Below are 26,782 nucleotides of genomic sequence, written 5' to 3'. Positions count from 1 at the left end.
ATGCTGCAACCCTCTCGCAGAAAGTATCGCAAAGAGCAGAAGGGCCGCAACACCGGTCTGGCGACCCGTGGTACCCACGTGTCGTTCGGCGAATACGGTCTGAAGGCCACCGGCCGTGGCCGTCTGACCGCTCGCCAGATCGAAGCTGCTCGTCGTGCCATCAATCGTCACATCAAGCGTGGCGGCCGTATCTGGATCCGCATTTTCCCGGATAAGCCCATCTCGCAGAAGCCTGCCGAAGTCCGTATGGGTAACGGTAAGGGCAACCCGGAGTACTGGGTCGCTGAAATTCAGCCCGGCAAGGTGCTCTACGAAATGGAAGGGGTTAGCGAAGAGCTCGCGCGTGAAGCTTTCCGCCTGGCCGCTGCCAAGCTGCCGATTTCGACCACGTTCGTCGCGCGTCATATCGGTGCTTAAGGAGTACTAACATGAAAGCTAGCGAACTCCGTTCGAAAGACGCCGCCGAGCTCGGCAAAGAGCTCGAAAGCCTGCTGAAGGCACAATTCGGTCTGCGTATGCAGAAGGCCACGCAGCAACTGGCCAACACCAGCCAGCTGCGCAACGTGCGTCGCGACATTGCGCGCGTTCGTACCTTGCTGACCGAGAAGGCAGGGAAATAAAGATGAGCGAAACTCAAAACACCCAAGTGGCCAAGCGCCAGCGTACGCTGGTTGGCAAGGTCGTCAGCAACAAGATGGACAAGACTGTCGTCGTGCTCGTTGAGCGCCGCGTCAAGCACCCCATCTTCGGCAAGATCATCATGCGTTCCGCGAAGTACAAGGCGCACGATGAATCGAACCAGTACAACGAAGGCGATACGGTTGAAATCGCTGAAGGCCGTCCCATCTCGCGCTCGAAGTCGTGGCGCGTGGTGCGTCTGGTTGAAGCCGCACGTATCATCTAAGTAAAGCAGTCCATCGGAACGGTCCGCCGTTCTGATATAAGACGGCAAGGGATAAAACCCTTGCCGTTTTTTTTCGCCCGAACTTTTTGTGTCGAACCCAGGAATCAGGACAATGCGCGGTTTCATGAACGCGGCCCGGCTTGGCTTGTTGATGGCGTGCGCCTGGATGGCGGCGCCTCCGCTTGCCGCGCAAACGCGGCAGGAGTCACCGCCGGCGCAGGATCCCGCGGCCTTGGGCCGGGCCTTGCTCGATGCCGGTCCCGATGCGCGGGTGCGCCTGGACGGGTTGTCGCGTGATCATGCGGCGATCTTTGGTACAGAGGATGCGAATGAGCAAGCGTTGATGGACCAGGAACGCGCCATCGGGGAACGCAGGGAGCAGATGCGAGTGCTGGAAAAGCTGCTCAGCGAGAAACCTGCGGCCGACCCGCATCCGCCCGCGATGATCCCTTTGAATCCTGGCGCAAACATGACCATGCCGAGCTTGGCGCCGACCCCGTCCGGCTCGCAGCTGAACCGGGGTTCCCTGGACACGCGCCGCAGCCTGGACGAAATGCAGCAGCGAGTTGACGGTTTGCGGCGCGACGCGGATGCGCTGAGTCAACGCGGCCGTTGATGACGGCAGGCTTCAGTGGCGCCCGGCCAGTTCCCGCAGCCGCCCCGCGATGCCCGTAGGGAAGTAGTACACCGACACCACGAACAGGATCCCCAGCCACAGCAGCCACCGATCCGGCTCGAACAACAGCGCCAAGGGCGCCACGCCCGACACCGCATCGTGGATCACGTGCAGGCCGTCCTGCAGATAGCTCTGCGCGAAGACGAACAGGCTGGCGCCCACCACGGCGCCATACATGGTGCCCATGCCGCCTATCACCAGCATCAGCAGGATGTTGAGCATGATCTCGAACGACAGCGAGGTATCCGGGCCGTTATAGCGCAGCCAGAGCGCGTACATGGCGCCAGCCAGTGTCGCGAAGGCCGCGGCCAACAGGTTGGACAGGCTGCGGTACAACACGGTGCGGTAGCCGATGGCTTCCGCACGGAACGGGTTCTCGCGGATAGCTTGCAGCACGCGGCCGAACGGCGAATTCACGATGCGCAGCAGCAGCAGGAACAGCACCACGCAGACCGCGGCGATCAGGTAATAGGTGATGATGCGGCCGTCCACCGTCACGCCGAAGATCTGTTCGGAGAAGGGCCGAAAGGCCGGCCGCAGCATCTGCGGCACCTTGAAGTTCAGGCCGTCCTCGCCGCCCGTCAGGTCGGACAGCTGCGATACGAGCGTCTGGAACGCCGCGGCCACCGCCAGCGTGATCATGGCGTAGAAGATGGCGCGCACGCGCAGGCTGGCCAGGCCGATCAGCAGGGCGAACGCGAGCGATACCACCAGTCCGCCGCTCAGGCCCACGAGTACCGCCGTCCAGCTCGGTTCCATGCGTATGCTGGCGATCGCCACGCCATACGCGCCGATGCCGAAGAACATGGTGTGCGCGAAGCTGACGATGCCGGTGTATCCCAGCAGCAGGTCGTAGCTGGCCACGAGGATCACGAACACCAGGATCTTGGCGGCCACCGCCAGCGACTTGGGACCGGGAAAGAGGAAGGGCGCGGTGGCGAGCAGAGCGACGATGGCGATCAGCGCCAGGGCCAGCAGCGTGCTGCGGGGGGGATCGCCGGAAAGCAGGCGTACGGACATGTCGGCGATTCCTAGCGATTCGTGACCGGATACACGCCCTGTGGACGCCACAACAAGATGGCGACCATCAGCGCAATATTCGAGAACAGGGCGGCCTTGGGCAGCAGGAAGCCGGTGTAGTTGGCCATCAGCCCAACCAGCAGCGCGCCGATCAGGCAGCCCACGGTGGAACCCAGGCCGCCGATCATGATGACGATGAAGATCAGCACGTTCACCTGCGCGCCCAGCTGCGGCACGATCGATTGCTGATACATGCCCCACAGCACGCCGCCCAGTCCCGCCAGCATCGAGCCGGCGACGAACACGCCCACGAACAGATGGCGGATGCGGTAGCCCAGGCTTTCCACCATTTCGCGGTCCTCGACGCCTGCGCGGATCAAGAGGCCCAGCTTGGTGCGGTTGAGCAGCCACAGCATGCCGCCCAGCACCAGCAGCCCCGTCAGCAGGGCGACGATGCGGAATTTCTCGATGGCGGCGTCGCCCAGCAGGAACGCCCCGCGCAGCGCTTCGGGCAGCGGCAGCGAAATCGTCTGTGGGCCCCACAACATCTTGATGATCTCTTCGCCGATGATCATGCCGCCCATGGTGATCAGGATCTGTTTCAGATGCTGCCCATAGACGGGGCGCACGATCACGCGCTCGAACGCCAGGCCCACGGCGCCCGCGACCAGCATGCCGACGATCATCGCAGGCAGCACGGCGCCCAGGTTGATCCACAGGCTGCCGGATTGCGTCCAATCGGCCATGGCGCCCAGCACCGTGGCAGCCATATAGGCGCCGATTGCGATGAACAATCCATGCCCGAAGTTCAGCACGTCCATCAGGCCGAACACCAGCGTCATGCCGGAGGCCACGATGAAGATGATCATGCCCATGGCCAGCCCCGCCAGGGTCAGGGTGACCCAGGTGGAGAGGGAACCCACCAGGGGCAGGGCCAGCGCGGCCAGGGCCAGCACCAGCAGGACCGGGCGCAGGTCCGCGCGCACGCGCGGCAGCGGGGTATCGATTTCGAGCGTGCTCATTGGTGGCTTCCCAGCGACAGGCCCAGGAGGCGCGTCTGTAGTTCGTCGTCCGCGGCCAGCTCGGCCATGCCGCCCGCGTGGACCACGCGGCCGTTGTCCATCACGGCGACGTGATCGCCGACCAGGCGCGCGAAGTTGAAGTTCTGCTCGACCAGCAGGATGGTGGTGGACGCCTGCTTCAGTTCGATGAAGGCGTCGATCATGTTCTGGATGATGGCGGGCGCCAGGCCCTTGCTGGGCTCATCCACCAGCAGCAGCCGGCGCGGCTCGATGATGGCGCGCGCGACCGCCAGCATCTGCTTCTGTCCGCCCGAGAGCTTGCCGGCGGGATGCAGCCAGAACTTCTTCAGCGCCGGAAAGAATCCGAAGATCCACTCCAGCCTTGCGGTATCCAGTTGGCTGGCGTTGCGGGCCTGGCGCGCCGCCAGCAGGATGTTTTCCTTCACCGACAGGTCGGCGAAGATGCCCATGTTCTCCGGCACGTAAGCCATGCCCATGCGCGCCATGTCGGGCGGCGAGGTGCGCGTGCCTGGGCCGCCGACGGGCGCGCCGTCGAAGTTCACCTGGCCTTGTGACGCCCGCCACAATCCCATGATGGTGCGCAGCGTGGTGGTCTTGCCGGCGCCATTGCGGCCCAGCAGCATGGTCACGGCCGCGGGCGGAACGGCGAGATCCACGCCGTGCAGGATGTGGTACGCGCCGATGTGCGTGTGCACGTCCTTCAGTTCCAGCAGCGCTTGCGTCATGCCGGCTTCTCCGTCGGGCTGACGCCCAGATAGGCCTGCTGCACAATGGGCGAGGCGATCACCGTAGCAGGGTCGCCATCGGCCATCAGCTGGCCGTTGTGCAGCACCACGATGCGGTCCGCCAATTCGCGCACCACGTCCATCTTGTGCTCCACCAGCAGAATCGTTTTGCTCGGGTCGTTCTTGATTTCGCGGATCAGCTCCAGCACCACGGGCACATCGTCCACGCTCATGCCTGCCGTCGGCTCGTCGAACATGAATACCTGCGGCTCCAGGGCGATCAGCATGGTGATCTCCAGCTTGCGCTGGTCGCCATGCGGCAGGTCGGCGGCGGACTGATCGCGGCGCGCGGACAGGCGGGTGCGTTCGAGCAGCGCGTCGGCGCGCTCGATCAGGCCGCGATCGTCGCTCCAGGTGCGCCAGAACCGGATCTGGCGCCAGCCCATGCCTTGCTGGCGGGACTGCAAAGCCAGCCGCACGTTCTCGTGCACGCTCAGGCGTGGGAACAGCTGGGTCAGCTGAAAGGCGCGGCCCAGCCCCGCATGCATGCGCGCGGGCGCGGCCAGCGAGGTCAGGTCGCGCCCGTTCAGGCGCACCGTTCCGGCGCTGGCGCGCAGCTGGCCGGAGATCAAGTTGAAGTAGGTGGTCTTGCCCGCGCCGTTCGGGCCGACAATGGCGGTCAGGGTGCCAGGCGCATAACTGCAGCTGACTTCGTTGACGGCCACATGTCCGCCGAAACGGATCGTGAGCGATTGGGTTTCCAGCATGGATGGGCAGCGGGATCAGCGTTTGTTCTGGATCGGCACCGACATCTGGTCCGGCGTGATTTCCTTGACCAGGTCCTGCACCGCCCAAGGCACCGACGGATCGTTCTTGATGCGGAAGTGGTACATGGACTGCATGGCCTGGTGGTCCTCGGGGCGGAAGGTCATCTTGCCCTTGGGCGTATCGAAGCTCATGCCTTCCATGGCCTTGATCAGCGTGTCGGTATCGGAGTCGCCCTTGGTCTTGGCCAGCGCGGTCGCGATCGCGATGCCCGAGGCCATGCCGCCCGCGGTGAAGAAGTCCGGCGGCTGGCCATAGCGCTTCTGGTGTTCCGCCACCAGCCAGTCATTGATCGGATTCTTGGGAATGCCGTAGTAGTAATAGGTGGCGCCTTCCATGCCGGCCAGCGACTTCAGCGGCGTCATGGCGGCCAGCGTGTTGCCGCCCGTGGCGATCTCGATGCCGAAGCGCTTGGGATCCAGGTCGGCGATCTTGAACGGATTGCCCGCGCCGGCCCACAGGATGAAGATGATCTTGCGGCCTGGCTTGTCTTTCAGCGCATCGAACAGGCGTTGGGCGCCGGCGGTGAAGTCGGTGGCGTTGGCCGGCAGGTATTCCTCATGCACGATCTTGGCGTTCTTCAAGGCGCCCTTGAACGCCTTCACGCCATCGCGGCCGAAGGCATAGTCCTGCGCCAGCATGGCAATCGAGGTGCCGGCCTGGTCGAAGGCGACTGCGTTGGCGATGGCGTCCTGCGACGAATTACGGCCAGTGCGGAAGATGTACTTGTTCCACTTGTCGCCGGTGATCGAATCCGCCACGGCGGGTTCGACCAGCAGGATCTTCTCGTATTCCTCGGCGATGGGCAGCATGGCCAGCGCGACGCCGGACGAGGTCGGGCCCACGGCGATGTCGGCGTTGTCGTCGGCGTAGGCCGAGGCCAGCTGGGCGCGCGCCACGTCGGGCTTGCCCTGGTTGTCCTTTTCAATGACGCGGATCTTGCGGCCGGCGACCGTCATGGTGCCTTGCGTCGCATATTCCAGCCCCAGCATCAGGCCGTTCTGGGTCTGTTTGGCATAGGCTTCGAGGGGGCCGGTCTTGTCGTAGACGTGGGCCACGACGAAGTCTTTTGCCGCTATCGCGGAATTCATGCAGAGGCCGGCGAGCGCGGCGAGCAGGACGCGTTTCATGGGAGTCTCCTGTTATTGGGGGCGGTGATCCGCCGTGTGGTCCGGCGTGGCAAGGAATAGTCGGATGGCGTCGATCTGGGGGGCGACGTTCAGGGCAGGGGCATGGCCGCAATCGGGGAAGTCGATGCGCTGCGCGCAGGGTCCGCGGCGGGTCATGGCATCGGCAACCTCGGGCAGCAGCAGGTCCGAATCGGCGCCGCGCAGCAGCAACAGCGGCATACGCAGCGAGTCATAGCCGCTCCAGCGGTCGTAGTCGGCGGGATGGTTGCTGAACTGGCCGACGATGGCCGGGTCGTAGTGCAGGGTGATGCGGCCGTCCGGCAGCCGGCGCACCGAGGTTTCGGCCATCCGGCGCCATTGCTCGTCGCTCTGCCAGCCGTAGGGCTTGTAGGCGACGCGCAGCCAGGCTTCCAGTTGCGTGACCGTGTCAAAAGCCGGCGGCGCGCCGACGTAGGCCACGATGCGGTCGATGGCGGCTTGCGGCAGCTCCGGGCCGATGTCATTGACGACCAGATGCGAGATCCGGTCGCGCAAGGTGGTGGCGGCGGCGTGCATGCCGGTGGCGCCGCCCATGGACGTTCCCACCCAGCGCACGCGCGCCAGCGACAACCCGTCCACCAGGGCGCGGGCCAGCGTGGCATAGAAATCCAGCTGGTACTCGGCAACCGGGTCGGGGCTCCATTGCGACAGGCCGCGGCCGATCGCATCCGGGCAGATGATGCGGTAGTCATCCGCCAGCGCCTGGGCCAGGTCGTCAAAGTCGCGGCCGGTGCGGGCCAGCCCATGCCACATGATGACGGGGGGCGCGTCGGCGGCGCCCCATTCGGTGTAGTGCAGCTCGCGGCCTGCGCAGCGCAGGTAGCGCGAAGCCGGCGCGTGGCGGCCGGCCGCTGTGGGCGCTGGTGCCATGAGTCTCCTCCTCCCGGGTTGTCCAGGTTGTGTGCTTATCGGGCTGAATATAGACTTGCGCCAAGCGCGCCTTCAAGGCGCCGGACGCCCCGCAGCAGGGTGAGTCAAGAATATGTAGACGCAGGATCACGAGCGCCCGGCCGCGGCGCCGGCGTCCAAGGAGACCGAGCCATGTCCGATACGGAATTCGCCATTTCGGCCAGCGCCAGCGCTGACCGGCGCGACGAATGGCGCGCGGCGTTGTCGCACGCGTTCGGTCCGTTCGAGGTGCATCGCGGCCGGCCCGACAGTTTCGCCGGACATGTGCGCTACGCGCGCCGGGGCAGCCTGCAGTTCAACGACCTGCATTACCAGGGCCAGAAGCTGGAGCGCACCACCGGCAACGTGTCGCGCCTGGACCAGGAGTTCTATACCTTCGGCCTGCCGCTGGCAGGACCTCTGGCCGTGCAGCAGCAGGGGCGGGAATTCCAGGTTGAACCTGGCTGCGTCTACCTGATGAACCAGAGCCTGCCTTATCAGGCCACGGCGCAGGGTGCGTCGGGTTACCGCAGCCTGAGCGTATCGTTTCCGCGTAGCGCATTGCTGCAGCGCGATTCCCGCATCGGCGCTTTCTACAAGCTGCGCGTCGATGACGGCTCGCCGCGCGGCGCCTTGCTGGCCAGCTACATGGACCACCTGTTCAAGGGCGTGGACGGCTGGTCGGACCTTGAAGCCTCGGAACTCGGCGAGCGCCTGATCGACTTGATCGTGTTGTTCCTGGTGCAGTCGGGTCAGGGGCACGCGTCGGAGTCGGACAGCAGCGTCACGCTGGCGCACCGCCAGCGCGTGCTGGCCTACATCCGCCAGCATCTGGCGGATCCGGCGCTGTCGCCGCAACAGGTGGCGCAGGGCTGCGGCTTGTCCGTGGCTTACCTGCATCGCATCCTGCGCGCGGGCGGCCTGTCGGTGGAATCCTTCATTTTCGATCAGCGGCTCGACAAGTGCCGCGCACTGCTGCTGAATCCGCAGCATAGCCACCGCAGCATCGCCGAACTGGCCTACCAGGTGGGCTTCTCGCATCCCTCGCATTTCAGCCGGCTGTTCAAGCGCCGCTTCGGCATGACGCCGCGCGATCTGCGGGCGAGTTCCTGACGAGCCCTCTGTCGGCTCCGCTTGGCGTTCTAGATGCCAGACAAGAAAAAGCCCCGCAGGGTTGCTGCGGGGCTTTGTGTTGCCGTCAGGGTCAGATGTGCGTGATGAACTTCGTGACCAGGTAGCCGTCGAACGTTTCCAGGCCGCCTTCGCTGCCGATGCCGCTGTCCTTGATGCCGCCGAAGGGCGTCTCGGCCAGCGCGCTGCCGAAATGGTTGATGTTGACCATGCCGGCTTCCAGGCCGTTGGAGACCTTGGTGGCCGTCTGCAGCGAGTTCGTGAACACGTAGGACGACAGGCCGAAGGGCAGGCTGTTGGCGCGGCGCAGCACTTCATCGGTATCCGTGAAGCGGACCACCGGCGCGACCGGGCCGAAGGGCTCTTCGGTCATCAGCATGGAGTTGTCGGGCAGATCGGTCACGACCGTGGGGGCGAAGAAGAAGCCCTTGCGGTCCAGCGGGCCGCCGCCGACCACGACCTTGCCGCCATGCTTCTTGGCGTCGTCGATGAAGGCGCTCATGGCGGGGACGCGGCGCTCGTGCGCCAGCGGGCCCATGTCGGTGCCTTCTTCCAGGCCGTCGCCGACCTTGATGTTCTTCAGCACTTCGGAGAAGCGCGCAAGGAACTGTTCGTAGGCGCCGTTCTGGACGTAGAAGCGGGTGGGCGACACGCACACCTGGCCAGCGTTGCGGACCTTGAACTTGGCCAGCATGGTGGCGGCGCGGTCGATGTCGGCGTCGTCGAACACCAGCACGGGCGAGTGGCCGCCCAGTTCCATCGTGACGCGCTTCATGTGGGCGCCAGCCAGCGCGGCCAGCTGCTTGCCCACCGGCACGGAGCCGGTGAACGACACCTTGCGCACGATCGGCGAACGGATCAGGTAGTCCGAGATCTTGGCGGGCTCGCCCCAGACGATGTTCAGGCAGCCCTTGGGCAGGCCGGCATCATGGAACATGCGGGCAATCGCCATGACAGCGCTGGGCGAGTCTTCAGGACCCTTCAGCACCACCGTGCAGCCGGCGCCGAGCGCGGCGGCGATCTTGCGGATGGCCTGGTTGTACGGGAAGTTCCAGGGCGTGAACGCGGCGCAGACGCCGATGGGTTCGCGCACCACGAACTGGCGCACGTCGGGATTACGCGGCGGGACCACGCGGCCGTAGATGCGGCGGCATTCCTCGGCGTGCCAGTCGGCGTGTTCGGCGCAGGAGGTGACTTCGCCCACGGCTTCGGCCAGCGGCTTGCCCTGGTCCAGCGTCATGTTGCGGCCGATTTCCTTGGCGCGCTCGCGCGACAGCGTCGCGACCTTGCGCAGGATGGCCGAACGGTCCATGGGAGAGGATTTCTTCCACGACTCGAACGCGCGCTGGGCGGCGGCTAGCGCGCGATCCAGATCCGCTTCGGTGGCGTGGGGCAACTGGCCGAGAACTTCCAGCGTGGCCGGGTTGATGACGTCCTGGGTGCGCCTGCCCTCTCCGGCGACGAATTCGCCGTCGATATACAGCGCCAACTGTTCATACATGCCTGTCTTCCCTTGCGAAATAGGAGTGGATAGCGATCACTGTCGCCCATGCCAGTCTAAACCAGCTTGTCCGTGGCGGGGAGGGCCAATGGCCGGCGGCGCATTGGAGCCAATCTGCCGGCGCAAGTCTTGCGTGCCCGCGCCGGCATGGACAAAATGGTGCATCTTTGGCTGTCTATCCGGCTACTCATTGTGCAACCCGTCGATGCGCGTCCGCCCAGCAAGCCCAGTTTCTACTCGCGCGTCTTTTTCCGCTTCATAGATTGGTTGCGCAATCGCATCGCCCAGGCCTCGCTGGTCGGCGACCGTCCCATTTTCGACAACGGCCAGTTTCCCTGGGTAGCCGCGCTCGAGGCCCAGGCGCCTGCCATCCGCACTGAACTGGCGGGCCTGCTCTCCGAGCGCCAGCACCTGCCCGCGTTTCACGAAATCTCGCCCGATGTGGGCCAGATCACCTCGGACGACCAATGGAAGACCTTTGTCTTCATGGGTTACGGCCTGCGTTCCGAACGTAATCTGGCCCGGTGTCCCGCCACGGCCCGGGCGCTGCAGGGGATCCCGGGCATCCGCACGGCATTCTTCTCCATCCTGGAGGCCGGCAAGCGCATCCCCCTGCACACGGGTCCGTACAACGGGGTCCTGCGCCTGCATCTGGGGCTGGTGGTGCCGGAACCGGCCGAGCAATGCTGGATCGAGGTCGGGGGCGAGCGCTACAGCTGGCGCGAAGGCCGGGCGGTGGTGTTCGACGACCTGTACCCGCACCAAGTGCACAACGACACTGCCGGCTTGCGCGCCGTGCTCTTCGTGGACTTCGAGCGCCCCTGCCGCGCTCCGGTAAAATGGCTGAACCGCCTGGTGCTCATGGCCGCGCCGTTCACGGACGAGATCCGTCGCGGCAAGGCCAATCATGACGCCTGGGAGAAGGGCTACTACCGCCAGAAATAGGGGGCGGATAGCCTCGGTCCACCCCTTTCCCAGGGGGAGCGTGGCTTTTGTGGGTTATCCACACAAAGTGCTTGCGCTCAAAAACTAACCACGTTAGAATTATCAGCTTTCCCAGATTGTCGATCGAGTTGGCCCGCGCCTATGCAGGTTAGCCCGACGTGTTGGGGGAATACCCGCAGGATTTCAACCCAGGGTCGTTGCGTTGCCAACCAGTTGCGTGAGTAGGGCGAAAGCTCAAGACATGCCAACACAAAAGCAGGGCGGCAGACCTGACGGGACCAAAACTGGCAGGAATTGCAGTGTTCCCTTGTTGGGAAAACCGTATTTCCAGTTAAGTTGGAACAGGAAAAATCATGATCCAAATGCAGACCACGCTGGATGTGGCCGATAACACTGGTGCGCGTCATGTCATGTGCATTAAGGTGCTCGGTGGCTCCAAGCGCCGTTATGCCGGTATCGGCGACATCATCAAGGTGAGCGTCAAAGATGCGGCTCCGCGCGGACGCGTCAAGAAAGGCGAAATTTACAATGCCGTGGTGGTTCGTACCGCCAAGGGCGTGCGCCGTAAAGACGGTTCGCTGATTCGTTTCGGTGGCAATGCCGCCGTGTTGCTCAACGCCAAGCTGGAGCCCATCGGCACCCGCATCTTCGGACCCGTTACGCGCGAACTGCGTACCGAGAAGTTCATGAAGATCGTGTCGTTGGCCCCGGAAGTGCTGTAAGGAGCCCTACGATGAACAACATTCGTAAAGGCGACGAAGTCATCGTCCTGACCGGCCGCGACAAGAAGCGTCGCGGTACCGTGCTGGCGCGCGTCGATGCCGACCACGTTCTGGTCGAAGGCGTCAACGTCGTCAAGAAGCACGTGAAAGCCAACCCGATGGCTAACAACCCGGGCGGGATTGTCGAAAAGACCATGCCGATTCACATCTCGAACGTCGCGCTGTTCAACCCGGCCACCGGCCGTGGCGATCGCGTGGGCGTGCAAGAAGTCGAAGGCCGCAAGGTTCGCGTGTTCCGTTCCAATGGTGCCGTTGTCGGCGCCAAGGCGTAAGGGGCGATAGACATGTCTCGTTTGCAAGATCTCTACAAGAGCAAGGTCGCTGCCGACCTGCAAGCCAAGTTTGGCTACAAGAGCACGATGGAAGTGCCGCGCATCACCAAGATCACCCTGAACATGGGTGTGTCGGAAGCGGTGTCGGACAAGAAAGTCATCGAGCACGCTGTTGGTGACCTGACCAAGATCGCCGGCCAGAAGCCCGTCGTGACGAAGACCAAGAAGGCTATCGCCGGGTTCAAGATCCGCGAAAACTACCCGATCGGTTGCATGGTCACGCTGCGCGGTCAACGCATGTACGAATTCCTGGATCGCCTGGTGGCGGTTGCGCTGCCTCGCGTGCGCGACTTCCGCGGTATCTCGGGTCGTGCGTTCGACGGCCGTGGCAACTACAACATCGGGGTGAAAGAGCAGATCATTTTCCCCGAAATCGAGTACGACAAGATCGACGCGCTGCGTGGGCTGAACATCAGCATCACCACCTCCGCGAAGACCGACGAAGAAGCCAAGGCGCTGTTGACGGCCTTCAGCTTCCCGTTCCGTAACTAAGGGGCTGATGACGTGGCTAAACTTTCCCTCATCAATCGCGACATCAAGCGCGCCAAGCTGGCTGACAAGTTCGCTGCCAAGCGCGCTGAGTTGAAGGCGATCATCGACGACCAGTCGAAGACCGACGAAGAACGTTACCAAGCTCGGCTCAAGCTGCAACAGCTGCCGCGCAATGCCAACCCGACGCGTCAACGTAACCGTTGCGTGGTCACCGGTCGTCCGCGCGGTGTGTTCCGCAAGTTCGGCCTGACGCGCCACAAACTGCGTGAAATGGCGATGAAGGGTGAAATCCCCGGCATCACCAAGGCCAGCTGGTAGGAGAAACAATATGAGCATGAGCGATCCCATCGCCGATATGCTGACCCGCATTCGCAATGCGCAGCAAGTGGACAAAGTTACGGTGAACATGCCCTCCTCGAAGCTGAAGGCGGCCATTGCCGCTGTGCTGAAGGACGAAGGCTACATCGACAGCTTTGAAATCAAGGGCACCCAGGCCAAGCCTGAGCTCGAGATCACCCTGAAGTACTACGCTGGCCGTCCGGTTATCGAGCGCATTGAACGCGTGTCGCGCCCCGGTCTGCGTATCTACAAGGGCCGTACCAGCATTCCTCAGGTCATGAACGGCCTGGGCGTGGCTATCGTTTCGACCTCGCGCGGCGTCATGACCGACCGTAAGGCTCGCGCCAACGGCGTCGGCGGCGAAGTGCTGTGCTACGTGGCCTAAGGAGAAATTCGAATGTCACGTATCGCTAAGTATCCGGTCGAACTGCCCAAGGGTGTCGAAGCTGACATCAAGCAGGATCAGATCACCGTCAAGGGCCCGCTGGGCAGCTTGACCCAAGCCCTGACTGGCGACGTCACGGTTGCGTTGGACAACGGCAAACTCACGTTTGTCGCCGCCAACGAAAGCCGTCACGCCAACGCCATGTCGGGTACCGTGCGCGCTCTGGTGGCCAACATGGTCACCGGCGTGAGCAAGGGCTTCGAGCGCAAGCTGACCCTGGTTGGCGTGGGTTACCGCGCCTCGATCCAAGGCGATGCCGTTAAGCTGCAGCTCGGTTTCTCGCACGACGTTTTGCACCAGTTGCCGGCCGGCATCAAGGCCGAGTGCCCGACCCAGACGGAAATCGTCATCAAGGGCGCCAACAAGCAAGTCGTCGGTCAGATGGCCGCTGAAATCCGCGCGTACCGCGAACCCGAACCCTACAAGGGCAAGGGCGTGCGTTACTCGGACGAACGCGTCGTCATCAAAGAAACCAAGAAGAAATAACGGCGCACGCAAGGACGAATCATGGACAAAAAAGTTTCCCGTTTGCGTCGTGCGGTTCCGACCCGCCGGAAGATCAACGAGCTGCGCGTTCATCGCCTCTCGATTTTCCGCTCGAACCAGCACATCTACGCCAACATCATTTCGCCGGAAGGCGATCGCGTTCTGGTCAGCGCCTCGACGGTCGAAGCCGAAGTGCGCGCGCAACTGGCCGGCCAAACCGGTCAGGGCGGCAACAAAGCCGCTGCGTCGCTGGTTGGCAAGCGCGTGGCCGAAAAGGCCAAGGCTGCCGGTATCGAACTGGTCGCTTTCGATCGCTCGGGCTTTCGTTACCATGGCCGCGTGAAAGCGCTGGCCGATGCCGCGCGTGAAGCCGGCCTGAAGTTCTAAGCGAGGATCTGTCAAATGGCTAAAGTACAAGGCAAGAACGCCGCGGAAAAAGAGAACGATGACGGCCTCCGCGAAAAGATGATCGCGGTCAACCGCGTGAGCAAAGTGGTCAAGGGTGGTCGCACCATGAGCTTTGCCGCGCTGACCGTGGTTGGCGATGGCGATGGCCGCATCGGCATGGGTAAGGGCAAGGCGCGTGAAGTGCCGGTGTCCGTTCAGAAGGCTATGGAACAAGCCCGCCGCGGCATGTTCAAGGTCGCTCTGAAGAACGGCACGCTGCACCACACCGTGGTTGGCAAGCATGGCGCCGCTACCGTGCTGATCTCGCCCGCTGCTGAAGGTACCGGCGTTATCGCTGGCGGCCCGATGCGCGCTATTTTTGATGTGATGGGTGTGCGTAACGTGGTTGCCAAGAGCCTGGGCTCGAGCAACCCCTACAACATGGTTCGCGCCACGTTGAACGGCCTGCGCGCCTCCATGACCCCGGCTGATGTTGCTGCCAAGCGCGGCAAGTCGGTCGAAGAAATCCTGGGGTAAATCATGGCTCAGAAGCAGATCAAAGTGACCCTCGTGCGCTCGGTGATCGGTACCAAGCAATCGCACCGTGATACGGTTCGCGGTTTGGGCTTGGGTCGCATCAACAGCAGCCGCGTGTTGGTCGATACGCCCGAGGTGCGTGGGATGATCCGTAAGGTGGATTATCTCGTTTCCGTCTCGGAAGCCTAAGGAATCACCATGTCGGATATGCAACTTAATTCGCTGAAGCCCGCTGAGGGCAGCAAGCACGCCAAGCGCCGCGTCGGCCGTGGCATCGGTTCGGGTCTGGGTAAGACCGCCGGCCGTGGTCACAAGGGTCAGAAGTCGCGCTCGGGCGGTTTCCATAAGGTTGGCTTCGAAGGCGGTCAAATGCCGCTGCAGCGTCGTCTGCCCAAGCGTGGTTTCACCCCGCTCGGCCAGCACCTGTACGCCGAAGTCCGTCTGTCGGACCTGCAAGCCCTGCCCATCGACGAAGTCGACGTGCAAGTGCTGAAGGCCGCTGGCGTGATTGGCCAGGCGGTTCGTTACGCCAAGGTCATCAAGTCGGGTGAACTCTCGCGCAAGGTCGTGCTCAAGGGCATTACCGCGACGGCCGGCGCTCGCGCCGCCATCGAAGGCGCGGGCGGCTCGCTTGCTTGATCACGAGGTGACGAGTGGCTAACGCGCAGGCATTGGGCAAAACCGGAGCACGGTACGGCGATCTGAAGCGCCGCCTCGTGTTCCTGGTGCTCGCCCTGGTGGTTTACCGTTTGGGTACACACATCCCCGTACCGGGCATCAACCCGGATGCGCTGGCGGACTTGTTCCGTCAGAACCAGGGCGGGATCCTGGGCCTGTTCAACATGTTCTCGGGCGGGGCGCTCTCGCGCTTCTCGATTTTTGCCCTGGGGATCATGCCGTACATTTCGGCATCCATCATCATGCAGCTGATGTCTGTGGTGGTGCCGTCGCTGGAATCGCTCAAGAAAGAGGGCGAAGCCGGCCGTCGGAAGATCACCCAATACACCCGCTACGGCACGGTCGTGCTGGCGCTGGTGCAGGCTGTGGGCATTTCGGTAGCGTTGGAGTCCCAGCAGGGACTGGTGATCGATCCGGGCATGCTGTTCCGCTTCACGACCGTCGTGACCTTGGTCACCGGCACCATGTTCGTCATGTGGCTGGGTGAGCAAATCACGGAACGTGGTCTGGGCAACGGGATTTCCATCCTGATCTTCGCAGGTATCGTTGCGGGTCTGCCCGCGGCGCTGGCTGCACTGTTGGACCTGGTCCGCACCAACTCGATGTCCGTGCTTTCCGCACTGTTCATCGTGGCTCTGGTGGTGCTGGTTACCGCTTTTGTGGTGTTCGTGGAACGCGGACAGCGCAAGATCACGGTGAACTACGCCAAGCGTCAGGTCGGCAACAAGGTCTACGGTGGTCAAAGCTCGCATTTGCCGCTGAAGCTGAACATGGCAGGGGTGATTCCGCCGATCTTCGCGTCGTCGATCATTCTGTTCCCGGCCACGATCACGAGCTGGTTCTCCAGCAGTGAGAACATGCGCTGGCTTAGCGACCTGGCTGCGGCCCTGTCGCCTCGTCAACCGCTCTACATCACGCTGTACTCGGTCGCGATTATTTTCTTCTGCTTTTTCTACACGGCTCTGGTGTTCAACAGCCGCGAAACGGCGGACAACCTGAAGAAGAGTGGTGCGTTTGTTCCGGGCATCCGTCCGGGCGAACAAACAGCGCGCTACATCGACAAGATCCTGATGCGTCTGACGCTCGCAGGTGCCATCTACATCACGTTGGTGTGCCTGTTGCCGGAATTCTTGGTGATGCGCTGGAACGTTCCTTTCTACTTCGGTGGTACGTCCCTGTTGATTATTGTGGTGGTGACGATGGATTTCATGGCACAGGTTCAGGCCTACATGATGTCTCACCAGTACGACTCGTTGCTCAAGAAGGCTAACTTCAAGGGCGCGGGTTTGCCGATGCGGTAAGCAAAAGAATGTCCAAGGACGACGTCATTCAGATGCAAGGCGAGGTTCTTGAGAACCTCCCGAACGCGACATTTCGCGTCAAGCTCGAAAACGGCCACGTGGTGTTGGGCCATATTTCCGGCAAGATGCGTATGCATTACATCCGGATCCTGCCGGGTGACAAGGTCACAGTGGAGCTCACGCCCTATGATCTGACGCGAGCCAGGATAGTTTTCCGCTCCAAATGAGCGGAACCGGATTACGGAAAATTAGGAGTCAACCATGAAAGTAATGGCATCGGTTAAGCGGATCTGCCGCAACTGCAAAGTTATCAAACGTCACGGCGTGGTGCGCGTTATCTGCACCGACCCGCGTCACAAGCAGCGTCAAGGCTAACTCGGGTTAGCGACTACGCAACAGATTTATTCAAGGAATAGTCATGGCCCGTATTGCTGGCATTAACATCCCGCCGCAACAGCACGCCGAGATCGGACTGACCGCCATTTTTGGCATTGGTCGTACGCGCGCTCGCAAGATTTGCGAAGCGGCAAACGTACCCTTTGACAAAAAGGTCAAGGATCTGAACGACGCTGAATTGGAACGCGTCCGCGAACATGTTGGTCTGTTCACGGTTGAAGGCGACCTGCGTCGTGAAGTACAGCTCTCGATCAAGCGTTTGATCGACCTGGGAACCTACCGCGGTATGCGTCACAAGCGCGGTTTGCCCGTGCGCGGCCAGCGCACTCGCACCAACGCCCGGACCCGCAAGGGCCCGCGTCGTGCTGCTGCGTCCCTGAAGAAATAATCGAGGAACTGGATTATGGCGAAAGCTTCCACCAGCGGCGCTTCGCGCGTGCGCAAAAAGGTCAAGAAGAACGTCTCGGACGGCATCGCGCACGTTCACGCTTCGTTCAACAACACCATCATCACCATCACCGACCGTCAGGGCAACGCACTGTCGTGGGCCACGTCGGGCGGTGCTGGCTTCAAGGGCTCGCGCAAGTCGACCCCGTTCGCCGCGCAGGTCGCTGCTGAAACGGCTGGCCGCGTCGCGCTGGAGTACGGCATCAAGACGCTGGAAGTGCGCATCAAGGGCCCCGGCCCCGGTCGCGAATCGTCGGTCCGCGCTCTGAACGCGCTGGGCATCAAGATTTCGTCCATCGCCGACATCACGCCCGTTCCGCACAACGGCTGCCGTCCGCCGAAGCGTCGTCGTATCTAAAGGGAATCCACATGGCACGTTATATTGGACCCAAATGCAAGCTCTCGCGCCGCGAGGGTACTGACCTGTTCCTGAAGAGCGCCCGTCGCTCGCTGGATTCCAAGTGCAAGCTGGATTCCAAGCCTGGCCAACACGGCCGCACTTCGGGTGCCCGCACTTCCGACTACGGCCTGCAGCTGCGCGAAAAGCAAAAGCTGAAGCGCATGTACGGCGTGCTGGAAAAGCAATTCCGCAAGTACTTCGCTGAAGCCGAGCGCCGCCGTGGCAACACCGGCGAAACGCTGATCCAGCTGCTGGAATCGCGCCTGGACAACGTCGTCTACCGCATGGGCTTCGGCTCGACGCGCGCCGAAGCTCGCCAGCTGGTGAGCCACCGCGCCATCGAACTGAACGGCCACACGGCTGACATCGCTTCGATGCTGGTCAAGGCTGGCGACGTCGTGTCGATCCGCGAAAAGGCCAAGAAGCAAGGCCGCATCAAGGAATCGCTCGATCTGGCCACCAGCATCGGCATCCCCCAGTGGGTGGAAGTCGATACGACCAAGTTGACCGGTACGTTCAAGTCGGCCCCCGATCGCGCTGACGTCGCTCGCGACATCAACGAATCGATGGTCGTCGAACTGTACTCGCGTTAATCAGGCCTGCCGGCGCTACCTTCGCAGTGCGCCGGCGAGCTGGTCTCGCGACCCGTTTGCACGCTCCGCAGCAGCCCGCTTTCCGCTTTTTGGCGGAGCGGGCTTTGCGGTAAGTATCGGCCGGTGTTTTGGCGCCGTCCGCGTTTCAAGTTTCACCCTGTCCATCAGCCTTATCGGTGTAACGAGCCGAGGGTATTGAAAAGGAACACAGTAAATGTCCACTCAAGGTTTCCTGAAGCCGCGCTCCATTGAAGTCGAACCGGTCGGCACGCACCATGCCAAGATCGTGATGGAGCCGTTCGAGCGTGGCTACGGTCACACGCTGGGCAACGCCCTGCGCCGCATCCTGCTGTCTTCGATGACCGGCTACGCGCCGACCGAAGTCCAGATGACGGGCGTGGTGCACGAATACTCGACCATCCCGGGCGTTCGCGAAGATGTCGTCGACATCCTGCTGAACCTGAAGGGCGTGGTCTTCAAGCTGCACAACCGCGACGAAGTGACCCTGGTCCTGCGCAAGACTGGCGCGGGCACCGTGCTGGCCAGCGACATCGAGCTGCCGCACGACGTCGAGATCATCAACCCCGGCCATGCCATCTGCAACCTGACGGACGCAGGCAAGCTGGAAATGCAGATCAAGGTCGAAAAGGGCCGCGGCTACGTGCCGGGCAACGTGCGCGCGCTGTCGGAAGACCGCACCCACACCATCGGCCGCATCGTTCTGGACGCCTCGTTCAGCCCGGTCCGCCGCGTCAGCTACGCCGTTGAAAGCGCCCGCGTGGAACAGCGTACCGACCTGGACAAGCTGGTCCTGGACATCGAAACCAACGGCGTGATCTCGCCCGAGGAAGCGGTGCGCCAGTCGGCCCGCATCCTGATGGACCAGATCTCGGTCTTCGCCGCCCTGGAAGGCGCAGGCGATTCGTACGAAGCCCCGGTCCGCGGCACGCCGCAGATCGATCCGGTGCTGCTGCGCCCGGTCGACGACCTGGAACTGACCGTGCGTTCGGCCAACTGCTTGAAGGCCGAAAACATCTACTACATCGGCGACCTGATCCAGCGTACCGAAAACGAGCTGCTCAAGACCCCGAACCTGGGTCGCAAGTCGCTCAACGAGATCAAGGAAGTCCTGGCCGCACGCGGCCTGACGCTGGGCATGAAGCTCGAAAACTGGCCCCCGCTGGGCCTGGAGCGTCCCTAAGTCTTGCAAGGGTGCCGCGCCTGAAAAGGGGCGGTTCCCGCGGGCAGCCGGCCTTGCGCCGGCTGGTTTGCGAAATCGTCGTAAAATGCACCGTTTTCTACCGGACCGCGGCCTGATTGCAGGTTGATAGAAGAGCCGGCAACCCGATGGCGACAGCCATCTTTAGATTCAAAGGAAACTTATCATGCGTCACGGTAATGGCTTGCGTAAGCTCAACCGCACCAGCAGTCACCGTCTTGCCATGTTCCGCAACATGGCCGTTTCGTTGATCACCCACGAAGCCATCAAGACCACGCTGCCGAAGGCGAAAGAATTGCGCCGCGTCATCGAACCCCTGATCACGCTGGGCAAGGAGCCCACCCTCGCGAACAAGCGTCTGGCTTTTGCCCGTCTGCGCGATCGCGATGCCGTGGTGAAGCTGTTCGCCGAAATCGGCCCGCGCTACGCGGCCCGTAACGGCGGCTACACCCGCGTGCTGAAGATGGGCTTCCGTCAAGGCGACAACGCTCCCATGGCTTTCATGGAACTGGTTGACCGTCCGGAAGTTGATGAAGCCGCTGAGGACAGCGCCGAATAACTTCGGTAGCTCGATAAGCGACAAGGGCGGGTCTTCGGACCCGCCCTTGTTTTTTTTGTGCAGCCGCCGCGCGCTACGAGGCGTGCAGTTCGCCCCGCAATTGCGCCGCCGTTGCGACCAGCGCTGCCGCGTCGGGCTGGGGCGGCATCTTGAAAGTCAGGTCCTGCTGCTCGATGTATTGGGTGGACGTGACGTCCTGCGGATGATGCATGGGGATGACGTGCGCATGCGCGTGCGCCACGTGGATGCCAGTGAAGGCGAAGCCCACGCGCTCCACGTCATACAGGCGCTTCATGTGACGCCCGAGCCTCTGTCCCAGGTTGAGGATGCTGCCCGCCAGGTCGGCCGGCATGTCTTCGTAATAGGGATAGTGCTGCTTCGGGATGATGAGCGTGTGCCCGGGGCGCACCGGATGGATATCGAGAAACGCCAGCAGGCGCTCGTCTTCGTGGATCACGTGCGCAGGGATTTCGTGGCGGGCGATGCGGCAGAACAGGCAGTTATCGGACATGCGTGCCTCGGTGGGAGCGGCGGCGCGTTCAGGCCCGGCGGATCCGGTCGATGGCCGCAATACCGATAAAATACCCTGAGTTATGTCCCATACGGGTATCCCGAGGAGCTTCCATGTTGCGAGATGACGACGTTGTGCTGGTCATCAGCAATGCGCCCGACCTGCTGCTGGCCAAGCGGATTGCGCATATCCTGGTTGAAGACGGCCTGGCCGCTTGCGTGAACCTTGGCGCGCCGGGCCTGTCCATCTACATGTGGAAAGGAGAGGTCGAAGGGGCGGAAGAAATCCCCATCCACATCAAGACCACATACGCGCGCCACCAGGCTGTAGTGCAGGCCCTGGCGCAGATGCATCCCTACGATGTGCCCGAGATCATCGTGCTGCCCGTCATCGGCGGCGCCGCGCCCTATCTGGACTGGGTGCGTGAGCAGACGGCCGTCACGCAGAACAAGAGAGACTGATGTTGCAACTAGCCGGTATCGGCGCGCCCCGGCGCGAGTCCTGCGCGTCACGCGCCTTCTTCAGGCATCTTGCAGCCTTGCTGGCCATGATGCTGCTGTTGCTGGGCTGGCAGGCGGCCGCGCGCGCCGAGGCCGAGTTCCTGGATCCTGAGAAGGCCTTCGCGTTCAGCGCCCAGATGGTGGCGCCCGATACGCTGGAAATGCGCTACCGCGTCGCGCCCGGCTATTACATGTACCGGGAACGCTTCGGCATCACCATCAGTCCCATGGGCGCCGCCACCCTGGGCGAAGCCGTCTATCCCAAGGGTGAGGTCAAGTACGACCCGACCTTTGAAAAGGACATGGAGGTCTTTCACCAGGACGTGGTGATCCGCGTGCCGGTGACCGCAGGCGGACAGCCTTTCACCCTGACCCTGACCGCGCAGGGCTGCGCGGACGCGGGCCTGTGCTATCCACCCATGGACAGCAGTGTGAAATTGACCCCGGTGGCTGGCGGCTACGCGCTGGCTGGTCCGGGAGGAAGCCCCGCGGCTGCATCGGGTACCTCGGGCGGCCTGGGCGCGCTGGTCAATGCCGGCGATACCGGCCTGGCCGACGCGCTGGGCGGGCTGGGCTGGGTCAAGACCGCTGGCGTGTTCCTGGTGCTGGGCCTGCTGCTGGCCTTCACGCCCTGCGTGCTCCCCATGATTCCCATCCTCTCGTCCATCGTGCTGGGCGGCGCGGCGCAGGCCAAACCGTCGCGCGGCCGCGGCCTGGCGCTGGCCGCGACCTACGTGCTCGGCATGTCGGTCGTTTACACGGCCCTGGGCGTGGCCGCAGGACTGAGCGGAGCGGGACTCGCTGCCTGGCTGCAGACGCCGTGGATCCTCACGCTCTTCGCGATACTGCTGGCCGTGCTGGCGCTGGCCATGTTCGATGCCTTCACGTTCCAAATGCCGGCCGGCGTTCAGGGTTGGCTGTCGCAACGCTCGGCGCGCATCCCGGGCGGGCGTTACACCGGGGCGCTGGTGATGGGCGCCTTGTCGGCGCTGATCGTCGGGCCCTGCGTGGCCGCGCCGCTGGCCGGCGCGCTGCTGTACATCTCGCAGACCGGCGACGTGGTGCTGGGCGGATCGGCCCTGTTCGCGATGGCGTGGGGCATGGGCGTGCCGCTGTTGATCGTGGGCGCGTCCTCGGGCGTCTTGCTGCCCAAGGCCGGTCCCTGGATGGACGGCGTGAAGCGTCTGTTCGGCATGCTGTTGCTGGCGACCGCCTGGTGGATGCTGATCCCGGTGGTGCCGACCTGGGTGCAGATGACGGGCTGGGCCTTCCTGGCCGTGGTGGGCGCCGTGATGCTGCGGGCTTTCGATGCCTTGCCGGAAGGCGCGGGTTCGGCACGCATGTTCGGCAAGGGCGTGGGCTTGTTGCTGGCGCTGGCGGCGGCGGCCTGGCTCATCGGTGCGGCCAGCGGCGGGCGCGACGTGCTGCAACCCCTGTCGCACCTGGCAGCGCGTGCCGGTGCGCCTGCTGGCGCGAGTGCCGCCACGGCGGCCAACAATGGCGAGGTGCATTTCACCCGCGTGCGCAACAACGCCGAACTGGACGCCTTGCTGGCGCAAAGCAGCCAGCCTGTGATGCTGGATTTCTACGCCGACTGGTGCGTGTCGTGCCGCGAGATGGAGCGCTTTACGTTCACCGATCCGGGCGTCGCGCAGCGCATGTCGGGCATGTTGCTGGTGCAGGCCGACGTGACCGCGAACAACGCCGACGACCGCGCGCTGCTCAAGCGCTTCCGCCTGTTCGGCCCGCCGGGCATCATGTTTTTCGAACCGGGAGGCAAGGAATTGCCCGAGGCGCGCGTGGTGGGCTTCCAGGACGCCAAGCGCTTCACCGAATCGCTGGACAAGGTGCTGGTGCGCTGAAGCGCCGCGCGCTTGCCGCAAGGCTGATCTGCAATACATGAAGGCCGCTGCACGGATGCATCCGCGCAGCGGCCTTTTGCTTTGCCGGTTCTAGTCCTGGCGCGTCGCGCGCGCGTCGCGGTTCTGCCAACCCAGCTCCGCCGAGATGGCGTCGGCGCAGCGCTTGATGTCGTCGATCAGCGGACTGCTCCAGCGCACGTCGAACACGCCGGCCGCGCCGATCGCGGTGATCGCGAGCACGACGTTGCCGTTCGAATCGAACACGGGCGCGCTCAGGCCATTGATGCCGGGGATGGGATCGCCGACGGCGCGGGCCACCCCTCGCTGACGGACTTCACGCAGGGTCCGTTCGAATTTCTCGGTCTGGCCCAATGAAGGCACCGCGCCCAGGCGCAGATGGTCTTCGTGCAGCAGGCTTTCGATCTTCTTCGGCGGCAGCAGCGCCGCGAATACCTTGCCCGTCGCGGTGTTGGTCAGCGACATGACCGTGCCGGTGCGCATGTTGACGTGGATGGGGTAGTTGGATTCGTGCAGATGCACGATGACCGGCCCGAGGTTGCCGAGCACCGCGATAGCGATGGTCTGGCCGGTTCTTTCGGCGAATTCGCGCGTCATCGGGATGGCGATCTTGATGGGATCGAGCCGGTGCAACGCAGCCAGGCCCAGCTGCAGCGCGAGCGGACCCAGTTCATATTCGCCGCTGTTCGGGTCCTGTCTGACCAGGCCCAGATTGCCATAGCTGACGAGATAGGCGTGGGCATTGGCGCCAGACATGCCGGCGGCCTTGGCCAGCGCGCCCAAGGGCAGCGAGGACGAATGTTCCAGCAGCGCCAGCAGGATCTTGCCGCCGACTTCGATGGACTGGATGCCGCGCCTGCGCGGCGGCGAGGCGGGCGTGCGATCGGCAGTGCGCTTGCCGGAGCTGGGTCTGGTGGCCATTTTCTTTTATCGAATGTGATTGCCTATGTTAGTACTTTCGCTAATCGTGAACCATATTGACATTATCAAATGCGTTCTCTACAGTCGAAAGAATAAGAAGGCCGCCCCGGTTTCGCGATCGGGAGCAGGCCACCCCCCAAGGGTATGGAGACAACGTGGAAGATTCTCGTCAATACGACTGCGACGTGTTGGTGGTCGGGTCGGGCGCGTCGGGCATGGCTGCCGCAATCACCGCGGCGACGTCAGGCCTGAAGGTCCTTATCGTTGAAAAAGAGCCGCGCTTTGGCGGCTCCACCGCGCGTTCGGGCGGCTGGCTGTGGATACCGGGCACATCGCTGGCCAAGGTGCAGGGCATCCATGAAACACCGGACGAGGGGCGCGCTTATCTGCGCCACGAAGCCGGCAGCAGCTACAACGCCGAACGCGTCGACGCGTTTCTCGAACATGGCCCGCGTGCCGTGGATTTCTTCACATCCAACACCGAAGTGCAGTTCGACATGCCGCTGGTGTTTCCCGACTATCACGCGGAAGCGCCCGGCGGAAAGCAGGGCGGCCGCTCGATGGTGGCGCGGCCTTACGATGGCCGCAAGCTCGGCGCGCACGTACGGGACCTGGCGCCCGCGCTGCCCGAACTGACGGTGTTCGGCATGATGCTGGGCTCGGGCAAGGAGATCGTGCATTTCATGCGCGCCACCCGCTCGCTGGCTTCGGCCTGGTACGTGGCCAAGCGCCTGACGCGGCATTTCCTGGACGTGGCCAAGCATGGGCGCGGCATGACGCTGACCAACGGCAATGCGCTGGCGGGACGCCTGGCCGCTTCCGCGTTCAAGCTGGGCGTTCCCCTGTGGCTGAATGCGCCGGCCAGGTCGCTCATCATCGAGGATGGCGCCGTGCGCGGCGCGGTGGTGCAGCGCGACGGCGCGACCGTGCGCGTGCGCGCCGCGCGCGGCGTGGTGCTGGCATCCGGCGGTTTTCCGTATGACATCGAACGCCGCAAGCAGTTGTACGCGCACGCGCCCAACGGCACGGAGCACTACTCGCCATCGCCCGCGGGCAACACCGGCGACGGGCTGCGCCTGGCCGAGAGCGCGGGCGGGCAGGTGAATACGACGCTGCCCAATGCGGCCGCATGGGTGCCGGTGTCCGTCGTCACGCGTAAGGACGGCAGTCCGGGCTACATGCCGCACTTCATCGACCGCGCCAAGCCGGGCGTCATTGCCGTTACGCGCAACGGCCGCCGCTTCGCCAACGAGGGCAGTTCGTATCATGACTTCGTGCAGGAGATGGTGCGCGCATGCGAGGGGCAGGGCGATACCTGCGCCTGGCTGATCTGCGACCACAAGACCCTGCGCAAATACGGCCTGGGCAGCGTCGCGCCATTCCCGCTGCCCATCAAGCGCTATCTGGATACGGGCTATCTGACGCGCGCCGCGTCGGTGGCGGAACTGGCGCAGAAGACCGGCATCGATGCCGGCTGCCTGCGCCAGACGGTCGAAGCGTACAACCGCGAGGCCGCGCTGGGACGCGATCCGCAATTCGGCAAGGGTAGCAAGGCCTACAACCGCTATCAGGGCGATGCGCTGCACGGTCCGAACCCGTGCGTGGCGCCGATAGTGAAGGGACCGTACTACGCGATCAAGGTCATGATCGGCGATATCGGCACGTTCGCCGGCCTGAAGGTGGATGGCCAAGGCCGCGCTTTGAACGAACTTGGCGCCGTCATCCCCGGCCTGTACGCCGTGGGCAACGATGCCTGCAGCATCATGGGCGGCAACTATCCCGGCGCCGGCATCACCCTGGGGCCGGCGCTGACCTTCGGCTACATCGCGGGACAGAGCATCGCCGCCGCCGGCAAAGCCGCGTCGGGCAGACCGGCAGCGGGCGTGCCGGCTGCAGACGCCTCCGCGCAGGCGGCTGCATGAGCGCCGCGCCGGCGGGGCTGCTGCAGGGCAAGCTGGCCCTGGTGACGGGAGCGGGGCAGGGCAACGGACGAGCCCTGGCGCTGGGCCTGGCGGCCGCGGGTGCGCGCGTGGTGACGACCGACGTGCAGGCCGACAACGCCATGCAGACGGCAAGCGCCATCATCGCCGGGGGCGGCGAGGCCTGGAGCCATGCGCTCGACGTGACGGACCCCGAGGCCTGCGCGGCGGTGGCGGCGCAGGTCCAGCTGGAAGTGGGGCCGATCGATGTGCTCGTCAACAATGCCGGCATCTTGATCCGCGAAGGCATAGACAGTCCGCGCGCCGCCGAGAACTGGCGCCGCGTGCTGGACGTGAACCTGAACGGCAGCTTCAACATGATCCATGCCTTCCTGGGAGCGCTGCGCGCCACGCGCGGCGTCATCATCAACGTGGGCTCGATCGCGTCATTCGCGGGGGTGGGCGCTACCCTGGGCTACTCGCCCTCCAAGGGCGGCGTGAAGATGATGACGCAGGCCATGGCGCGCGATCTTGCGCCCGACGGCATACGGGTCAACGCGATCGCGCCGGGCGTCATCGAAACGCCGATGACGCAGTACACGCGGGACGACCCGGCCCGGCTGGCGAATTTCATGCAGCGCATACCGCTGGGACGGGTGGGACAGCCCGAGGACCTGGTGGGCCCCGCTGTATTCCTGGCTTCGCCGATGGCGCGGTACGTGACAGGCGTGTCGCTGCCGGTGGATGGCGGCTACCTCGCGGTATAGCGGCGGACGCCGTGCGCCAAGCAGGCAGAAGAATCATCGACGTGCAGCACATCTGAAAAACACT

General features: G+C 63.7%; 37 protein-coding genes. 28 read left to right on the top strand and 9 right to left on the bottom strand.

The features are described from left to right. From rplP to AXYL_RS31900, 4 genes are all read left to right on the top strand, one after another. A complete protein-coding gene (rplP, locus tag AXYL_RS31915) occupies positions 1 to 417 on the top strand; it encodes a 50S ribosomal protein L16 (protein WP_006392071.1) in 417 nt (138 codons plus the stop codon). An 11-nt stretch (positions 418 to 428) separates the two neighbouring features. Next, positions 429 to 620 carry a 50S ribosomal protein L29 gene (gene rpmC / locus AXYL_RS31910; protein WP_003806912.1) on the top strand — a complete coding sequence of 64 codons (192 nt, stop codon included), beginning with the start codon at positions 429 to 431 and terminating at the stop codon, positions 618 to 620. Positions 621 to 622: 2 nt separating this feature from the next. Continuing rightward, positions 623 to 904, top strand: coding sequence for a 30S ribosomal protein S17 (gene rpsQ, locus AXYL_RS31905; RefSeq protein ID WP_006216549.1), 282 nt, complete (start codon positions 623 to 625; stop codon positions 902 to 904). A gap of 112 nt (positions 905 to 1,016) precedes the next feature. Beyond that, on the top strand, positions 1,017 to 1,520 hold the full coding sequence (locus AXYL_RS31900) for a hypothetical protein (RefSeq protein ID WP_013397016.1): 504 nt from the start codon (positions 1,017 to 1,019) through the stop codon (positions 1,518 to 1,520). A 12-nt stretch (positions 1,521 to 1,532) separates the two neighbouring features. On the opposite strand, the gene AXYL_RS31895 is transcribed toward AXYL_RS31900, so the two are convergent. The 6 genes from AXYL_RS31895 to AXYL_RS31870 are packed head-to-tail and all read right to left on the bottom strand — an operon-like array spanning position 1,533 to position 7,232. Continuing rightward, positions 1,533 to 2,600: a branched-chain amino acid ABC transporter permease gene (locus AXYL_RS31895; protein ID WP_013397015.1), complete on the bottom strand. Its 1,068-nt coding sequence runs from the start codon at positions 2,598 to 2,600 to the stop codon at positions 1,533 to 1,535. Positions 2,601 to 2,611: 11 nt separating this feature from the next. Further along, positions 2,612 to 3,622: a branched-chain amino acid ABC transporter permease gene (locus tag AXYL_RS31890; protein WP_013397014.1), complete on the bottom strand. Its 1,011-nt coding sequence runs from the start codon at positions 3,620 to 3,622 to the stop codon at positions 2,612 to 2,614. Next, a complete protein-coding gene (locus AXYL_RS31885; protein ID WP_013397013.1) occupies positions 3,619 to 4,368 on the bottom strand; it encodes an ABC transporter ATP-binding protein in 750 nt (249 codons plus the stop codon). The genes AXYL_RS31890 and AXYL_RS31885 overlap by 4 nt, the downstream gene beginning before the upstream one ends. Continuing rightward, positions 4,365 to 5,135, bottom strand: a complete 771-nt coding sequence (locus AXYL_RS31880) for an ABC transporter ATP-binding protein (protein WP_013397012.1) — start codon at positions 5,133 to 5,135, stop codon at positions 4,365 to 4,367. Before AXYL_RS31880 ends, AXYL_RS31885 begins: the two co-directional genes overlap by 4 nt. Before the next feature lie 15 nt (positions 5,136 to 5,150). Beyond that, positions 5,151 to 6,323 (bottom strand): substrate-binding domain-containing protein, encoded by a 1,173-nt coding sequence (locus AXYL_RS31875; RefSeq protein ID WP_013397011.1) that lies wholly within the window; start codon positions 6,321 to 6,323, stop codon positions 5,151 to 5,153. A gap of 12 nt (positions 6,324 to 6,335) precedes the next feature. Next, entirely contained in the window at positions 6,336 to 7,232 is an 897-nt protein-coding gene (locus tag AXYL_RS31870; RefSeq protein ID WP_013397010.1) for an alpha/beta fold hydrolase, read from the bottom strand. Positions 7,233 to 7,403: 171 nt separating this feature from the next. Here AXYL_RS31870 and AXYL_RS31865 point away from each other — a divergent pair, with 171 nt between their 5' ends. Further along, entirely contained in the window at positions 7,404 to 8,363 is a 960-nt protein-coding gene (locus AXYL_RS31865; RefSeq protein WP_013397009.1) for a helix-turn-helix domain-containing protein, read from the top strand. Between the two features lie 91 nt (positions 8,364 to 8,454). On the opposite strand, the gene AXYL_RS31860 is transcribed toward AXYL_RS31865, so the two are convergent. Beyond that, positions 8,455 to 9,882, bottom strand: coding sequence for an NAD-dependent succinate-semialdehyde dehydrogenase (locus tag AXYL_RS31860; protein ID WP_013397008.1), 1,428 nt, complete (start codon positions 9,880 to 9,882; stop codon positions 8,455 to 8,457). Positions 9,883 to 10,074: 192 nt separating this feature from the next. Here AXYL_RS31860 and AXYL_RS31855 point away from each other — a divergent pair, with 192 nt between their 5' ends. The 19 genes from AXYL_RS31855 (at position 10,075) to rplQ (ending at position 20,220) form a co-directional block, all read left to right on the top strand. Continuing rightward, entirely contained in the window at positions 10,075 to 10,827 is a 753-nt protein-coding gene (locus AXYL_RS31855; protein WP_041656915.1) for an aspartyl/asparaginyl beta-hydroxylase domain-containing protein, read from the top strand. 353 nt (positions 10,828 to 11,180) lie between these two features. Then, positions 11,181 to 11,549 carry a 50S ribosomal protein L14 gene (rplN, locus tag AXYL_RS31850; protein ID WP_006216531.1) on the top strand — a complete coding sequence of 123 codons (369 nt, stop codon included), beginning with the start codon at positions 11,181 to 11,183 and terminating at the stop codon, positions 11,547 to 11,549. A gap of 11 nt (positions 11,550 to 11,560) precedes the next feature. Then, complete coding sequence (gene rplX, locus AXYL_RS31845; RefSeq protein WP_006389623.1) at positions 11,561 to 11,881, top strand: 50S ribosomal protein L24; 321 nt, start codon at positions 11,561 to 11,563, stop codon at positions 11,879 to 11,881. Positions 11,882 to 11,893: 12 nt separating this feature from the next. Next, positions 11,894 to 12,433, top strand: a complete 540-nt coding sequence (rplE, locus tag AXYL_RS31840; RefSeq protein WP_013397006.1) for a 50S ribosomal protein L5 — start codon at positions 11,894 to 11,896, stop codon at positions 12,431 to 12,433. A gap of 12 nt (positions 12,434 to 12,445) precedes the next feature. Further along, a complete protein-coding gene (gene rpsN / locus AXYL_RS31835) occupies positions 12,446 to 12,751 on the top strand; it encodes a 30S ribosomal protein S14 (RefSeq protein ID WP_006216527.1) in 306 nt (101 codons plus the stop codon). A 10-nt stretch (positions 12,752 to 12,761) separates the two neighbouring features. Next, entirely contained in the window at positions 12,762 to 13,157 is a 396-nt protein-coding gene (gene rpsH, locus AXYL_RS31830) for a 30S ribosomal protein S8 (RefSeq protein WP_006392029.1), read from the top strand. Positions 13,158 to 13,169: 12 nt separating this feature from the next. Beyond that, positions 13,170 to 13,703, top strand: a complete 534-nt coding sequence (gene rplF / locus AXYL_RS31825) for a 50S ribosomal protein L6 (RefSeq protein ID WP_013397005.1) — start codon at positions 13,170 to 13,172, stop codon at positions 13,701 to 13,703. 21 nt (positions 13,704 to 13,724) lie between these two features. Further along, a complete protein-coding gene (rplR, locus tag AXYL_RS31820; protein WP_013397004.1) occupies positions 13,725 to 14,090 on the top strand; it encodes a 50S ribosomal protein L18 in 366 nt (121 codons plus the stop codon). A gap of 15 nt (positions 14,091 to 14,105) precedes the next feature. Continuing rightward, a complete protein-coding gene (gene rpsE / locus AXYL_RS31815; protein ID WP_013397003.1) occupies positions 14,106 to 14,627 on the top strand; it encodes a 30S ribosomal protein S5 in 522 nt (173 codons plus the stop codon). Positions 14,628 to 14,630: 3 nt separating this feature from the next. Further along, positions 14,631 to 14,816, top strand: a complete 186-nt coding sequence (rpmD, locus tag AXYL_RS31810; RefSeq protein ID WP_006216520.1) for a 50S ribosomal protein L30 — start codon at positions 14,631 to 14,633, stop codon at positions 14,814 to 14,816. 9 nt (positions 14,817 to 14,825) lie between these two features. Further along, the gene (rplO, locus tag AXYL_RS31805; RefSeq protein WP_013397002.1) at positions 14,826 to 15,266 is read left to right on the top strand and encodes a 50S ribosomal protein L15; all 441 of its coding nucleotides are present in this window, start codon (positions 14,826 to 14,828) and stop codon (positions 15,264 to 15,266) included. A gap of 14 nt (positions 15,267 to 15,280) precedes the next feature. Further along, positions 15,281 to 16,606: a preprotein translocase subunit SecY gene (gene secY, locus AXYL_RS31800; RefSeq protein WP_013397001.1), complete on the top strand. Its 1,326-nt coding sequence runs from the start codon at positions 15,281 to 15,283 to the stop codon at positions 16,604 to 16,606. Between the two features lie 8 nt (positions 16,607 to 16,614). Then, entirely contained in the window at positions 16,615 to 16,833 is a 219-nt protein-coding gene (gene infA / locus AXYL_RS31795) for a translation initiation factor IF-1 (protein WP_003806927.1), read from the top strand. 34 nt (positions 16,834 to 16,867) lie between these two features. Then, a complete protein-coding gene (gene rpmJ / locus AXYL_RS34555) occupies positions 16,868 to 16,981 on the top strand; it encodes a 50S ribosomal protein L36 (RefSeq protein WP_003806928.1) in 114 nt (37 codons plus the stop codon). 43 nt (positions 16,982 to 17,024) lie between these two features. Beyond that, positions 17,025 to 17,390 (top strand): 30S ribosomal protein S13, encoded by a 366-nt coding sequence (gene rpsM / locus AXYL_RS31790; protein ID WP_006216517.1) that lies wholly within the window; start codon positions 17,025 to 17,027, stop codon positions 17,388 to 17,390. 15 nt (positions 17,391 to 17,405) lie between these two features. Next, the gene (gene rpsK, locus AXYL_RS31785) at positions 17,406 to 17,807 is read left to right on the top strand and encodes a 30S ribosomal protein S11 (RefSeq protein WP_006216516.1); all 402 of its coding nucleotides are present in this window, start codon (positions 17,406 to 17,408) and stop codon (positions 17,805 to 17,807) included. Between the two features lie 11 nt (positions 17,808 to 17,818). Continuing rightward, entirely contained in the window at positions 17,819 to 18,442 is a 624-nt protein-coding gene (rpsD, locus tag AXYL_RS31780) for a 30S ribosomal protein S4 (protein WP_013397000.1), read from the top strand. 214 nt (positions 18,443 to 18,656) lie between these two features. Next, a complete protein-coding gene (locus AXYL_RS31775; protein WP_006216514.1) occupies positions 18,657 to 19,643 on the top strand; it encodes a DNA-directed RNA polymerase subunit alpha in 987 nt (328 codons plus the stop codon). Between the two features lie 184 nt (positions 19,644 to 19,827). Continuing rightward, positions 19,828 to 20,220 (top strand): 50S ribosomal protein L17, encoded by a 393-nt coding sequence (rplQ, locus tag AXYL_RS31770; RefSeq protein WP_006389635.1) that lies wholly within the window; start codon positions 19,828 to 19,830, stop codon positions 20,218 to 20,220. Between the two features lie 73 nt (positions 20,221 to 20,293). Here rplQ and AXYL_RS31765 read toward each other — a convergent pair whose 3' ends face one another. Then, entirely contained in the window at positions 20,294 to 20,731 is a 438-nt protein-coding gene (locus AXYL_RS31765; protein WP_013396999.1) for an HIT family protein, read from the bottom strand. A gap of 113 nt (positions 20,732 to 20,844) precedes the next feature. Between AXYL_RS31765 and cutA the strand changes: the two genes are divergently transcribed. Together cutA and dsbD are read left to right on the top strand one after the other, a co-directional pair. Beyond that, positions 20,845 to 21,192, top strand: coding sequence for a divalent-cation tolerance protein CutA (gene cutA, locus AXYL_RS31760; RefSeq protein WP_013396998.1), 348 nt, complete (start codon positions 20,845 to 20,847; stop codon positions 21,190 to 21,192). Positions 21,193 to 21,278: 86 nt separating this feature from the next. Next, complete coding sequence (gene dsbD, locus AXYL_RS31755) at positions 21,279 to 23,093, top strand: protein-disulfide reductase DsbD (protein WP_167555711.1); 1,815 nt, start codon at positions 21,279 to 21,281, stop codon at positions 23,091 to 23,093. 90 nt (positions 23,094 to 23,183) lie between these two features. Here dsbD and AXYL_RS31750 read toward each other — a convergent pair whose 3' ends face one another. After that, on the bottom strand, positions 23,184 to 24,032 hold the full coding sequence (locus AXYL_RS31750) for an IclR family transcriptional regulator (protein ID WP_013396996.1): 849 nt from the start codon (positions 24,030 to 24,032) through the stop codon (positions 23,184 to 23,186). A 215-nt stretch (positions 24,033 to 24,247) separates the two neighbouring features. On the opposite strand from AXYL_RS31750, the gene AXYL_RS31745 reads away from it, so the two are divergent. Next, positions 24,248 to 25,954, top strand: a complete 1,707-nt coding sequence (locus AXYL_RS31745; protein ID WP_237710065.1) for an FAD-dependent oxidoreductase — start codon at positions 24,248 to 24,250, stop codon at positions 25,952 to 25,954. Next, the gene (locus AXYL_RS31740) at positions 25,951 to 26,718 is read left to right on the top strand and encodes an SDR family NAD(P)-dependent oxidoreductase (RefSeq protein WP_013396994.1); all 768 of its coding nucleotides are present in this window, start codon (positions 25,951 to 25,953) and stop codon (positions 26,716 to 26,718) included. The genes AXYL_RS31745 and AXYL_RS31740 overlap by 4 nt, the downstream gene beginning before the upstream one ends. Positions 26,719 to 26,782: the final 64 nt, after the last annotated feature.

This window comes from Achromobacter xylosoxidans A8 (genome assembly GCF_000165835.1).
Taxonomy (GTDB): Bacteria; Pseudomonadota; Gammaproteobacteria; order Burkholderiales; family Burkholderiaceae_B; genus Achromobacter; species Achromobacter xylosoxidans_B.
Note: the sequence above shows the minus strand (reverse complement) of the source record. Positions and strands in the feature narration are given on the sequence as shown.